Here is a 12,399-nt window from a genome sequence, read left to right as displayed (position 1 = left end):
CGACCAGCCACAACGGGCCCGCAGTCGCCAAGGACCCAGCGCCCCACCCCACTAGGCGCTCAAAGCCCGCTTCTGACGCAACAGAGAGGCGAGCGACGCCGCGAACTCAACAGGATCCACCGGCAACGTCACAGCGGCCTCCGCACGGCTCCACGTGGCAAGCCACGCGTCCTGGGGCCGACCGATCAGCACCAGCACCGGCGGGCAGTTGAAGATCTCGTCCTTCACCTGGCGGCACAACCCCATGCCCCCCATCGGCGCGGACTCCCCGTCGAACACACAGACGTCGACCCCACCCCGGTCCAGTTCCTTCAGAACCGCCGCAGGCGTGGCGCACTCCAGGAACTCGACCAACGGCACGTCGGACGCCGGCCGCTTGCCGGAGGCCAGCCGCACCTGCTCGCGGGTGTTGGAGTCATCGCTGTAGACCAGCACCGTGGCGGTCGCCTGCATTCTTCCTCCCAAGGTCCGTTGCGCGGATGCTACTCCCTTGAACACCCCGTCAACACCTGTTGGAACACCCCTGCGATGGGCCATACGGGCAGTACACACGCTGCGGACACTCCGAACGGCACCCCCCGGAGTGAGGGCGGGATAAGCGACCGACATAATGTCGGTCGTGGCGACAGCAACGACAGTAGAAACCGGGCACGCGCACCCGTCGGTCAACCGGCCGAACCTCACCAGCGTCGGAACCATCATCTGGCTGAGTTCCGAGCTGATGTTCTTCGCGGCCCTCTTCGCGATGTACTTCACCCTGCGATCGGTGACCGGTCCGGACCACTGGAAGGAGATGGCGAGCCATCTCAACATTCCATTCTCCGCGACCAACACCACGATCCTGGTGCTCTCCTCCCTCACCTGCCAGCTCGGCGTCTTCGCCGCCGAGCGCGGGGATGTGAAGAAGCTCAGGGGCTGGTTCATCATCACGTTCGTGATGGGTGCGATCTTCATCGGCGGTCAGATCTTCGAGTACACGGAGCTGGTGAAGAAGGACGGCATCTCACTGTCCTCCGACCCGTACGGCTCGGTGTTCTACCTGACCACCGGTTTCCACGGCATGCACGTGACGGGCGGCCTCATCGCCTTCCTGTTCGTCCTCGGACGTACCTACGCGGCGAAGAGGTTCACTCACGAACAGGCGACCGCGGCCATCGTCGTGTCCTACTACTGGCACTTCGTCGATGTCGTCTGGATCGGCCTCTTCGCCACGATCTACTTGATCAAGTAGTCGGGCCCGATCCCGCGCGCAGCCAAGAAGCGCACATTCCAGAAGCATCGACGCAGAAGATCCTGACACCGGGGTAATCCGTGAAAAAGCTCTCCACCCGACGACGCCATCCGCTGGCGGCGGTCGTCGTCCTACTCCTCGCGCTGGCGGCAACTGGGGGGCTGTACGCCGCGTTCGCGCCCGCGAGCAAGGCGCAGGCCGACGAGTCCGCCCAGTCCCTCGCCATCGACGAGGGCAAGAAGCTGTTCGCCGTCGGCTGCGCAAGCTGCCACGGCACCGGCGGTCAGGGCACCTCCGACGGTCCGAGCCTTGTGGGCGTCGGCGCCGCGGCGGTCGACTTCCAGGTCGGCACCGGCCGTATGCCGGCGCAGCAGCCGGGTGCTCAGATCCCGGCCAAGAAGGTCATCTACTCTCAGGCCGAGATCGACCAGCTCGCGGCGTACATCGCCTCGCTGGGCGCCGGTCCGGTCATCCCGACGAAGAACGAGTACGGGCCGGCGGGTTCGGACATCGCCAAGGGCGGCGAGCTGTTCCGCACCAACTGTGCCCAGTGCCACAACTTCACCGGCAAGGGCGGCGCGCTGACGCACGGCAAGTTCGCGCCGAGCCTCGAGGGTGTCTCCCCGAAGCACATCTACGAGGCCATGCAGACCGGCCCGCAGAACATGCCTTCCTTCCCCGACACCACGCTGTCGTCGAAGAACAAGAAGGACATCATCGCGTACCTCGACGCGGTCAACGGCGACAACACCGAGAGCCCCGGCGGGCTTGAGCTGGGCGGTCTCGGTCCGGTCAGTGAGGGTCTCTTCGCCTGGATCTTCGGTCTGGGCGCGCTGATCGCGGTAGCCGTCTGGGTCGCCGCTCGGACCGCAAAGGCCAAGAAGTCATGAGTAGCCAAGACATTCCAGAAGAGAACCTGCCCGCTGAGCAGGACGCGCACGGCGCGGTGTCGGTCGCGGACGAGAACGACCCGTTCGCCGACCCGGGACTGCCGCCGCACGAGCACCGTGTCCAGGACATCGACGAGCGGGCCGCCAAGCGGTCCGAGCGCGTCGTAGCCTTCCTGTTCACGCTGTCGATGCTCCTCACGGTCGCCTTCATCGCCTCGTACGTGGCGATCCCGCACGACAGGGCGATCTTCGTCTTCCCGATCGGTCACATCAACGCGCTCAACTTCGCGCTGGGTCTGACCCTCGGCGGAGCGCTCTTCACCATCGGCGCGGGCGCGGTCCACTGGGCCCGCACCCTGATGTCCGACGTGGAGATCGCCGACGAGCGGCACGCGATCGAGGCGCCCCCCGAGGTCAAGGCCAAGGTTCTGGCCGACTTCAAGGAGGGTGCCAAGGAGTCGGCGCTCGGCCGTCGCAAGCTGATCCGCAACACGATGTTCGGCGCGCTGGCCCTGTTCCCGCTCTCCGGCGTCATGCTGCTGCGCGACCTGGGCCCGCTGCCGGGGACGAAGCTCCGCCACACCCTGTGGTCCAAGGGCAAGCTGCTCGTCAACATGAACACGAACCTGCCGCTGCGTCCCTCGGACGTGGTCGTCGGCTCGCTCACCTTCGCCAAGCCCGAGGGCCTGGAGGAGACCGACGAGGAGTTCCAGACCGAGATCGCCAAGTCGGCCCTGATGATCGTCCGGCTCCAGCCGGACAACATCAAGGACAAGCGCGAGCTGGAGTGGGCGCACGAGGGCATCGTCGCCTTCTCGAAGATCTGCACCCACGTGGGCTGCCCGATCTCCCTGTACGAGCAGCAGACGCACCATGTGCTGTGCCCGTGCCACCAGTCCACCTTCGACCTCTCCGACGGTGCCCGAGTGATCTTCGGCCCGGCCGGTCACGCCCTGCCGCAGCTGCGCATCGGCGTGAGCGACGAGGGCTATCTCGAGGCGCTCGGCGACTTCGATGAGCCCGTCGGTCCTGCATTCTGGGAGCGCGGATGAGTACTACGGCGAACAACTCCGACTCGCGCTCGCGCGAGAAGGCACCGGCCGGCGAGAAGATCGCCGACTGGGCCGACGGACGGCTCGGGATCTACTCCCTCGCCAAGTCCAACATGCGCAAGATCTTCCCCGACCACTGGTCGTTCATGTTGGGTGAGGTCTGCCTCTACAGCTTCATCATCATCATCCTCACGGGTGTGTACCTGACGCTGTTCTTCCACCCGTCGATGAACGAGGTGACGTACCACGGCAGCTATGTCCCGCTCCAGGGACAGCTGATGTCGGAGGCGTTCAACTCGACCATGCACATCTCCTTCGATGTGCGCGGCGGTCTGCTGATCCGGCAGATCCACCACTGGGCGGCGCTGATCTTCCTCGCCGCCATGTTCGTGCACATGATGCGGGTGTTCTTCACGGGCGCGTTCCGCAAGCCGCGTGAGGTCAACTGGCTGTTCGGCTTCCTGCTGTTCGTCCTGGGCATGTTCACCGGCTTCACCGGTTACTCGCTCCCGGACGACCTGCTCTCCGGCACCGGTGTCCGCTTCATGGAGGGCGCGGTCCTGTCCGTGCCGATCGTCGGCACGTACCTGTCGTTCTTCCTCTTCGGCGGCGAGTTCCCGGGCGGCGACTTCGTGTCCCGCTTCTACTCGATCCACATCCTGCTGCTGCCGGGCATCATGCTCGGCCTGGTGGTCGGCCACCTGATCCTGGTCTTCTACCACAAGCACACGCAGTTCGCGGGTCCCGGAAAGACGAACAACAACGTCGTCGGCATGCCGCTGCTGCCGGTCTACATGGCCAAGGCCGGAGGATTCTTCTTCCTGGTCTTCGGTGTCATCGCGGCCGTCTCGGCGATCGCCTCGATCAACCCGATCTGGTCCATGGGTCCGTACCGTCCGGACATGGTGTCCACGGGCGCCCAGCCCGACTGGTACATGGGCTTCTCCGAGGGCCTGATCCGTGTCATGCCGGGCTGGGAGATCAACTTCTGGGGTCACACGCTCGTCCTGGGCGTGTTCATCCCGCTGGTGATCTTCCCGCTGGTCCTGGTCGCGATCGCGGTCTACCCGTTCATCGAGTCCTGGGTCACCGGCGACAAGCGCGAGCACCACATCCTGGACCGCCCGCGCAACGTCCCGACCCGCACGGCCTTCGGTGCCGCGTGGATCTCGTGGTACTTCGTCCTGCTCGTCGGTGGCGGCAACGACATCTGGGCCACGCACTTCCACCTGTCGATCAACTCGATCACCTGGTTCGTGCGCGTCGGCTTCTTCGTGGTGCCGGTGCTGGTCTTCCTCGCCACCAAGCGGGTCTGCCTCGGCCTCCAGCGCCGCGACCGGGACAAGGTGCTGCACGGCCGCGAGTCGGGCATCATCAAGCGCCTGCCGCACGGTGAGTTCGTCGAGATCCACGAGCCGCTCAGCCAGGACGCGCTGCACACGCTCACCGCGCACGAGCAGTACGTGCCGGCCGCGATCGGCGCGACGGTCGACGACAACGGCGTCGAGCGCAAGGTGAAGGGCTCCCAGAAGCTGCGCGCCAAGCTGAGCGAGGCGTACTACGGCGAGGAGTCCCAGATCCCCAAGCCCACCGTCGACGAGTACAAGGAGATCACGAGCGGCCACGGCCACCACTGATCGCTGAGGCGTCGCCACGCCACAGTCGAAGGGCCCCGTCCGAACACCGGACGGGGCCCTTCGCCGTGCCTGCGGCTGGATAGGGTGGGGCAGGTCTTTCGAACCATGTTTCTACGACACCCAGGAGCGGCCGTATGAGCGCTGTGACCCCCGCTGGAGGCGACACCGCGGCGGCCCGTTCCTGGCCCGACGTACTGAGCGCGCTGCTCGCCGGACAGGACCTCGGCACCGCCGACACGGCGTGGGCGATGGACCGCATCATGAGCGGCGAGGCCGCCGACGCCCAGATCGCGGGCTTCCTGGTGGCGCTGCGGGCCAAGGGCGAGACCGTCGAGGAGATCAACGGCCTCGTCGAGACGATGTACGCCCACGCGAAGCCGCTGCACATCCCGGGACCGGCCGTCGACATCGTCGGCACCGGCGGCGACCGGGCGAAGACGGTCAACATCTCGACGATGTCCGCCATCGTGATCGCCGGGGCCGGTGCGAAGGTCGTCAAGCACGGCAACCGTGCCTCGTCCTCGGCGAGCGGTTCCTCCGACGTGCTGGAGCGGCTCGGCATCAACCTGGAGCTGTCGCCCGAGCGGGTCGCGCAGGTGGTGGAGGAGGCCGGGATCACGTTCTGCTTCGCGGCCAGGTTCCACCCCACGATGCGGTTCGCGGGTGCGGTCCGGCGGGACCTGGGGGTGCCGACCGCGTTCAACCTGCTCGGTCCGCTGACCAACCCGGCCAAGGTCACCTCGTCGGCGGTCGGCTGCTTCGACACCCGCATGGCCGGGCTCATCGCGGGCGTACTGGCCGAGCGCGGCTCCTCCGCGCTGGTGTTCCGCGGCGACGACGGCCTCGACGAGCTGACGACCACCGCGACCTCCCGGGTGTGGATCGTCCGCGACGGCAAGGTCACCGAGGAGGCCTTCGACCCCCGGGACGTGGGCCTCCCACTGGTCCCCGTCGAGGCGCTGCGCGGTGCCGACCCCGAGTACAACGCCGACGTGGCCCGCCGTCTCCTGGACGGCGAGACGGGCCCGGTACGGGACGCCGTACTGCTGAACTCGGCGGCGGCGCTCGTGGCGCTCGAAGCCGGGGACGGGCCGCTGGTGGACCGGATCCGGGCCGGAATGGCGAAGGCTCAGGAGTCGATCGACTCGGGGGCGGCCAAGCGGACCCTGGAGCGCTGGGCGGCGGCCAGCAACGCGTAGGCACCGCACGGATGGTCGTCCCGCGATCCGGACACGGGTTGCGGGACGGCGATCACCTCACGTAAGTTTTCCGACCAGGTCATGAGTGACAGTCATGAGGCCCCGGCCGACTGTCCGGCAACCCTCCGTCCGTGGCGGGGTGCCCCGGGTGAAGACCAGGCCGTAGGCAGCGAGGTCTGCGGCAAGCGCGGGCCCCTCGAAAGACACCAGGGGTCCTGGTCATCGAGGGAGCCCTCTGTGAGCAAGCGAATGCGATAGGGCGTCGAGCCCCGCCTCCGCATACCCCCTTTTCTTCTCTTCCCGCGCTGAGCCCTGACCGCTCGCGTGGTGAAGTCGCCTGCCTCTCACGGGAGTTCGCCATGTCTGTCTCCACCGCTGTCGCCGCTACGACCATTTGTGCCCCGCTGCCCGTTCTCGGCCGGGATGTCACCGTCCCGCTCGTCACGGGCGGCGAAGTCACCTACGCGGCGCTCGACTACGCGGCCAGCGCCCCCGCCCTCCAGCGCGTCTGGGACGACGTGGCGGCCTACGCCCCGTACTACGGCAGCGTGCACCGCGGCGCCGGCTACCTCTCGCAGCTCTCCACCGACCTGTTCGAGAACGCCCGCAGGACGGTCGAGGAGTTCCTGGACTGCCGCCCCGACGACCAGCTGATCTTCACCCGCTCCACGACGGACTCCCTGAACCTGCTCGCCCAGGCCCTCCCCGCCGACTGCCAGGTCTTCGTCTTCGAGACCGAGCACCACGCGTCCCTGCTCCCCTGGAAGGACGCCCGGGTCACCTACCTCAACGCCCCGCGCACCCCGCGCCAGGCCGTCGAGACCCTGGAGCAGGCCCTCGCCGACCGCACTGTGTCCATTAAGGAGGGGCACGGCCCGGCCCTGGTCTGCGTCACCGGCGCCTCGAACGTCACCGGCGAACTGTGGCCGGTCCGCGAACTGGCCGCCGCCGCGCACGCCCACGGCGCCCGGATCGTCCTGGACGCCGCCCAACTCGCCCCGCACCACCCGGTGTCCGTGCAGGATCTCGACGTCGACTGGATCGCCTTCTCCGGCCACAAGCTCTACGCCCCCTTCGGCTCGGGCGTCCTGGCCGGCCGCTCCGACTGGCTCCAGGCGGCCGACCCCTACCTCGCCGGCGGCGGCGCCAGCCGCAAGGTCACGCGGCGCGAGGACGGGGGAGTGGACGTGGAGTGGCACGACAGCGCCGCCCGCCACGAGGCCGGCTCCCCGAACGTCATCGGCGCCTACTCCATCGCGTCGGCCTGCAAGGCGCTGACCGAGGCGGGCTTCGACACGCTGGTCGAGCGCGAGCAGCACCTGATCGAGAAGGTGCGGGCGGGCCTGGCCGAGGTCCCGGAGGTTCGCGTCCTGTCCCTCTTCGGCGACGACGCCCCGAGGGTCGGCGTGATCTCCTTCGTCGTCGACGGCTGGAACAGCTCCCACTTCGCCGCCGCCCTCTCCGCCGAGTACGGCATCGGCGTCCGCGACGGCCTCTTCTGCGCCCACCCCCTGGTCCGCACCCTCCTGGGCAGCGACCCCCAGACCCAGGGCGAGTGCGGCGCCCCCGAGGCGGCCCCGGGCGAGAAGTCCCTCAACGCCATCCGCGTCAGCTTCGGCGCGGGCACCCCGGACGAGCACGTCGAGCGCTTCGTGGGCGCGGTACGCGAACTGGTGACCAAGGGCGCCAAGTGGACGTACCACACGGAGAACGGCCGCTGCGTCCCGGCGGTGTGATCTCGACTGACGTCAGGGGCATGCCCCCAAGAGGCGCGGGGCTCTGTCCCGGCGGCCCGATGTGAACAGGCGTCAGGCCAGTCACCCCAGGGGCGCGGGGAACTGCGCGACCAGCCACGGCCGGGCGGTCAGCCGCAAACGATCCGCGCCCCACCCCACTAGGCGCTCAGCTCAAGAGTCCAGCCCAATAGCGAACGCAGCCTCAAGATCATGCTGCGAGTAAGTCCGAAACGCCACGTGCGTATCCGTCCCCTCCACCCCGGGGATCTTGCTGATCCGCCCAGGGATCACCTCGGCCAGATCCTCGTGCTGCCGCACCCGCACCATCGCGATCAAGTCATACGTACCGGTGACAGAGAAGACCTCGCTCACAGATTCGAGCGCGGCGATCGACTCGGCGATCTCCGGAATCCGGTCCACGCTGGTCTTGATGAGGACGATCGCGGTGATCACGGCTGGTTCTCTCCCTCGGGGACCGTTACTGGGGCGGGTTTCACTCTAGTGGTACGGCCGAACCGCACCCACGCGTAGCCGAAGCCCAGCGTGAAGCCCACCAGGTGGGCGAGGTACGCCACCCCCGGCCCCTGCGCGGCCTGGCCCGCCGCGAGCCACTGCAGGGCAGCCCAGAAGGGGAGGACGACCCACGCGGGGAAGCGCAGCGGCAGGAAGAAGAGGAAGGGGAGGAGACTCGTCACGCGGGCCCGGGGGAACAAGTACAGGAACGCCCCGAGGACCGCCGAGATCGCCCCGGACGCGCCGACCAGTGACTGTTCGGAGTCGGCGTTGGCCACCGCGTAGCCCAGCAGGGCCAGGTAGCCGCAGCCCAGGTAGAACAGGGTGAACTCGACACGGCCCAGCCGTTCCTCGGTCATCGCTCCGAAGACGTAGAGGAAGAGCATGTTGCCGAGGAGATGGATCCAGCTGCCGTGGATGAAGAGGGCCGTGACCGGGGTCAGGGCCTCCCTGGCGGGGCTGCCGAACAGGTTTGCCGGGACCACGCCCCAGCGGCGGAAGTACGCCCGCTGCGCGACGAGCAGCGCGTCCCCGGTGCCGTAGGACGGGACGAAACCCGAGGCCGGGCCGAGGACGAAGATCAGGCAGCACAGGCCGATCAGGGTGTACGTCATGGGCGCCGAGGTGCCGCGGAACGTCCTGACGAGTGCCGAGCCCCAGTTGCTGATCATGGACACAGAGCATGACGTAACGGGACGCAACGGCACAGGGTGAATCGCCGCTGTGGACGGCCGAGCGGCGAGTACCCGCCAGGCCGTAGGGTTACGAGCCACACTCGCCGGGGAAACCGGCGATCACGGAAACTGGAACAAGAAGGAAGCGGACAGCCACGATGACGGTTCCCCTGCCGACCGCCTCTACGCGGTGGCGCTGCACCCTCTGCGGCAACCTCACGCGCTTCGACGTGACGCGCTCGTCGAAGGTCGTGGAGTACCTCCACCTGGACCTGGCGGGTGAGCCGAAGGTGGAGGAGCGCGAGGTGGTCAGTGAGACCATCGAGTCGGTGCGCTGCCGCTGGTGCAACGCCGTGGATCAGGTGGAACTCGTGGACAGGCCGGGCGCCGACTCCTGAGAGGGAGTGGTCCCGCACAGACATTGGGGTGTGAGGATGGTGGAGAACTCAGGCGGGGGGCCGGGCGACGGCGCCGCCGAGGTGCTCGACCGTCCGCTGCCCGACGGCGTGCGGAGGCGGGTCGTACAGATCGTGTCGGACGGCTTCGGCGGCCTCACTGTCGCCGAACTGCCCGCGCAGCTACGACAGTACGCCCGTTTCGCTCCCAACCGGCGCGCCAAGTTCGCGGGTAATGCGATGGCCGCCGCGCTGGAGACCGATCCGCTGTTCCGGCAGCGCATCGGGGAGAAGCTGAGAGAGGCCCAGTCGGAGCTCGCCGGCGCCCTCGACTCCGGCTCGCCGCCCCCGGCCGCGGATCCGCTCGACGTGGCGGCCGCGGCCTATGTTCTGCGCCCCACCGGCTGGGTGAAGCTCGTGACCGCCGCCGGCGAGGAGGCGCTGCGCGCCGACGCCGAGCGCGCCGACGAGGAGAGCCGGGCCGAACTGGAGCGGCTGCGCGAGGAGTTGGCCCGGGCGCGGGACGCGACCCGGAGCGAGACCGAGCGGCTGCGCACCGAGCTGGACGCGGCGAAGAAGGAAGCGGAATCGCTTCACCGCAAACTGCGTGCCGCTCACAGCGACGTCAAGCGCGGCGAGGCCGCCCTGCGCAAGCTGCGGGCCGAGACGGACACCGCGCGCGCGGAGGGCCAGATCCAGGTGTCCGCGGCCGAGAGCGAGAGCCGGCGGCTCAAAGCGCGGCTCAGCGAGGCCGAGGCGGCCCTGGAGGCCACCCGCAAGGCGGCCCGGGAGGGGCGCAGCGTCGAGGACATGCGGGTACGGCTGCTGCTCGACACCGTGCTGGACGCGGCCCAGGGGCTGCGGCGGGAACTGGCGCTGCCGCCCGTCTCTGTGCGGCCCGCCGAGACCGTCGACGCGGTCGAACCGGGACGAATGACGCCGAAAGACATTGCCGCGCGGGCGCTGTCGGAGAACGACCCCGCGATCCTCGACCAGTTGCTCGCGCTGCCGCAGGCCCACCTGGTCGTCGACGGCTACAACGTCACCAAGACAGGCTATCCCCAAATGCCCCTGGAGAAGCAGCGGTTGAGGCTTCTGGGGCAGCTCTCGCAGCTCGCCGCGCAGACCGGCGCCGAGGTCACCTGTGTCTTCGACGGGGCCGAGCTGGCCGCGCCCGTGCTGCTCGCGCCGCCGCGCGGAGTGCGGGTGCTGTTCTCCAAACCGGGCGTCACCGCCGACGAGTTGATCCGCCAGCTGGTGCGCGCCGAGCCGCCGGGCCGGCCGGTCATCGTCGTCTCGACCGACCGCGAGGTCGCCGACGGCATCGCGAAGGCGGGCGCCCGACCCGTCGCTTCTGCGGTACTCCTCAAACGACTGTCGTGAAGGTCAACGTACAGGTTTAATGCCGGAATTGACCGAACCGTCACGCAACGTAGCGTCAATCGACCATCACTGCACGTTGGTTATGTGCAAAGAATGCTTTGAGTGACGGCATTTTTTCGTGTGAGGATTTGAACTGATCACAGAAACATCACTAGGGTCAGGCCTCGAACCTCCGAACGGGTGATCACTCAATAGAAGGAGCTCGACTCCGTGGCGTCCCATCGTCGACCGAAGCAGCCGAGCCGCACGCGCGTCACTGTGCTGACCACCGCAGCAGCAGCCGCCGTTGCCCTCAGCGCTCAGGCCGCCAATGCCGCGCCGAGCGAGAAGCCCAGCAAGGACGAGGTCAAGGCGAAGGTCGACACCCTCTACTCGCAGGCCGAGCAGGCCACCGAGAAGCTCGACGGGGCCCAGGAGAAGCAGAAGAAGCTCCAGAAGGAGATCTCCACCATCCAGGACAACGTCGCCCGCGGCCAGGAGGAGCTCAACAAGCTCCGGGACGGCCTCGGGACGATGGCGAGCGCCCAGTACCGCACCGGTGGCATCGACCCCTCGATCCAGCTGTTCCTGTCCTCGGACCCGGACGACTATCTCGACAAGGCGTCCACGATGGACCAGTTGAGCAGTCAGCAGGTCGAGGCGCTGACGAAGATCCAGGGCAAGCAGCGCGAACTCGCCCAGGAGCGCGCGGAGGCGAGCACCAAGCTCAAGGACCTCTCCGCCACCCGCACCGAGCTCAAGAAGAAGAAGGACGAGGTCAAGACCAAGCTGGCCGCGGCCCAGAAGCTGCTCAACACGCTGACCGCCGCGGAGAAGGCGGCGCTCGACCAGGAGCAGGCCCAGGCCGCCAACCGTTCCAGCTCGCGCGTGAACCTCGGCAACACCGGTTCCGCCTCCGGCCGCGCCGCCTCGGCCTTCGCCGCCGCCCAGTCCGTGATCGGCTCGCCGTACGTCTACGGCGCCTCCGGCCCGTCCTCCTTCGACTGCTCCGGCCTGACCTCCTGGGCCTACGCGCAGGCGGGTGTCTCCATACCCCGCACGTCCGAGGCGCAGGCGAACGCCGGCACCCGGATCTACAGCCAGAGCGACCTCAAGGTCGGCGACCTGGTCATCTTCTACGGCGACTTCCACCACGTCGGCCTGTACGCGGGCAACGGCCAGGTGCTGCACGCTCCGCACACCGGTGCCGTGGTGCGCTACGAGGCGATCGGCAACATGACGTTCGAGTTCGGCGTCCGGATCTGATCCGACCCGGGTCCGCCCCGGTCCGATCTCGTTCCGCCCTTCCGGACCGCCCGAACGGGCGAATTGCGACACACCACGCTGACCCCACGCCCCGCCCATGACCTGCGTCATAGGCGGGGCGTCACGGTGTGTGTCCGCGGCGGTCTTTGGCCCGCACCCCTTCACAGGGCTACTGTCTGGCGCGTTTCCCCGCACCGGGGGAGCGGTCCGTGTCCGTCAGCGGAAGGAAGTGCGGCTTCCCGTGGGATCCCGTCGTCGCCTTGCACCGTCCGGGTTCGACCGAGGCGCCAGTGCCGCGCCGCGAGTGAGCCGAAGGGGCGCGCCGGTGTCGGGAGACCGAGCGCGCGGAGGCCTGCGGCTGCCCGAGGCTCCCGTCTACTTCGCGATGGCTCCGCTGTTCCACATCACCGGGATGGTCTGCGAACTCGCCGCGTGCCTCAACAG

General features: G+C 68.3%; 12 protein-coding genes and 1 riboswitch. Of the genes, 9 read left to right on the top strand and 3 right to left on the bottom strand.

From position 1 onward, the window contains the following. Positions 1 to 51 precede the first annotated feature (51 nt). Entirely contained in the window at positions 52 to 453 is a 402-nt protein-coding gene (locus ACFWP5_RS27780) for a hypothetical protein (protein ID WP_384162088.1), read from the bottom strand. A 157-nt stretch (positions 454 to 610) separates the two neighbouring features. On the opposite strand from ACFWP5_RS27780, the gene ACFWP5_RS27775 reads away from it, so the two are divergent. The 6 genes from ACFWP5_RS27775 to ACFWP5_RS27750 all read left to right on the top strand — a co-directional run bounded on the left by ACFWP5_RS27775 (position 611) and on the right by ACFWP5_RS27750 (position 7,745). Beyond that, positions 611 to 1,231, top strand: a complete 621-nt coding sequence (locus ACFWP5_RS27775) for a heme-copper oxidase subunit III (RefSeq protein WP_019062389.1) — start codon at positions 611 to 613, stop codon at positions 1,229 to 1,231. An 80-nt stretch (positions 1,232 to 1,311) separates the two neighbouring features. Then, the gene (locus ACFWP5_RS27770; RefSeq protein WP_384162085.1) at positions 1,312 to 2,121 is read left to right on the top strand and encodes a c-type cytochrome; all 810 of its coding nucleotides are present in this window, start codon (positions 1,312 to 1,314) and stop codon (positions 2,119 to 2,121) included. Continuing rightward, complete coding sequence (locus tag ACFWP5_RS27765) at positions 2,118 to 3,173, top strand: Rieske 2Fe-2S domain-containing protein (RefSeq protein ID WP_384162082.1); 1,056 nt, start codon at positions 2,118 to 2,120, stop codon at positions 3,171 to 3,173. Before ACFWP5_RS27770 ends, ACFWP5_RS27765 begins: the two co-directional genes overlap by 4 nt. Beyond that, positions 3,170 to 4,810, top strand: coding sequence for a cytochrome bc complex cytochrome b subunit (locus ACFWP5_RS27760; RefSeq protein WP_384162079.1), 1,641 nt, complete (start codon positions 3,170 to 3,172; stop codon positions 4,808 to 4,810). The genes ACFWP5_RS27765 and ACFWP5_RS27760 overlap by 4 nt, the downstream gene beginning before the upstream one ends. A gap of 134 nt (positions 4,811 to 4,944) precedes the next feature. Continuing rightward, entirely contained in the window at positions 4,945 to 6,009 is a 1,065-nt protein-coding gene (gene trpD, locus ACFWP5_RS27755; RefSeq protein WP_384162076.1) for an anthranilate phosphoribosyltransferase, read from the top strand. Between the two features lie 77 nt (positions 6,010 to 6,086). Further along, positions 6,087 to 6,203: riboswitch (SAM riboswitch) on the top strand. A gap of 165 nt (positions 6,204 to 6,368) precedes the next feature. Continuing rightward, a complete protein-coding gene (locus tag ACFWP5_RS27750; protein WP_384162073.1) occupies positions 6,369 to 7,745 on the top strand; it encodes an aminotransferase class V-fold PLP-dependent enzyme in 1,377 nt (458 codons plus the stop codon). A gap of 171 nt (positions 7,746 to 7,916) precedes the next feature. Here ACFWP5_RS27750 and ACFWP5_RS27745 read toward each other — a convergent pair whose 3' ends face one another. Continuing rightward, a complete protein-coding gene (locus tag ACFWP5_RS27745) occupies positions 7,917 to 8,198 on the bottom strand; it encodes an Lrp/AsnC family transcriptional regulator (RefSeq protein ID WP_019062383.1) in 282 nt (93 codons plus the stop codon). Beyond that, complete coding sequence (locus ACFWP5_RS27740) at positions 8,195 to 8,929, bottom strand: rhomboid family intramembrane serine protease (protein ID WP_384162069.1); 735 nt, start codon at positions 8,927 to 8,929, stop codon at positions 8,195 to 8,197. Before ACFWP5_RS27740 ends, ACFWP5_RS27745 begins: the two co-directional genes overlap by 4 nt. 161 nt (positions 8,930 to 9,090) lie before the next feature. On the opposite strand from ACFWP5_RS27740, the gene ACFWP5_RS27735 reads away from it, so the two are divergent. From ACFWP5_RS27735 to ACFWP5_RS27725, 3 genes are all read left to right on the top strand, one after another. Further along, complete coding sequence (locus tag ACFWP5_RS27735) at positions 9,091 to 9,330, top strand: hypothetical protein (protein ID WP_286257438.1); 240 nt, start codon at positions 9,091 to 9,093, stop codon at positions 9,328 to 9,330. Between the two features lie 36 nt (positions 9,331 to 9,366). Further along, the gene (locus tag ACFWP5_RS27730; RefSeq protein ID WP_384162066.1) at positions 9,367 to 10,710 is read left to right on the top strand and encodes an NYN domain-containing protein; all 1,344 of its coding nucleotides are present in this window, start codon (positions 9,367 to 9,369) and stop codon (positions 10,708 to 10,710) included. A gap of 210 nt (positions 10,711 to 10,920) precedes the next feature. Continuing rightward, positions 10,921 to 11,955, top strand: coding sequence for an NlpC/P60 family protein (locus tag ACFWP5_RS27725; protein WP_384162063.1), 1,035 nt, complete (start codon positions 10,921 to 10,923; stop codon positions 11,953 to 11,955). The last annotated feature ends 444 nt before the right edge of the window (positions 11,956 to 12,399 follow it).

The organism is Streptomyces sp. NPDC058469 (assembly GCF_042721125.1).
Taxonomy (GTDB): Bacteria; Actinomycetota; Actinomycetes; order Streptomycetales; family Streptomycetaceae; genus Streptomyces.
The sequence above is the reverse complement of the archived record's forward strand: the minus strand, read 5'-3'. Positions and strand labels throughout refer to the sequence as shown.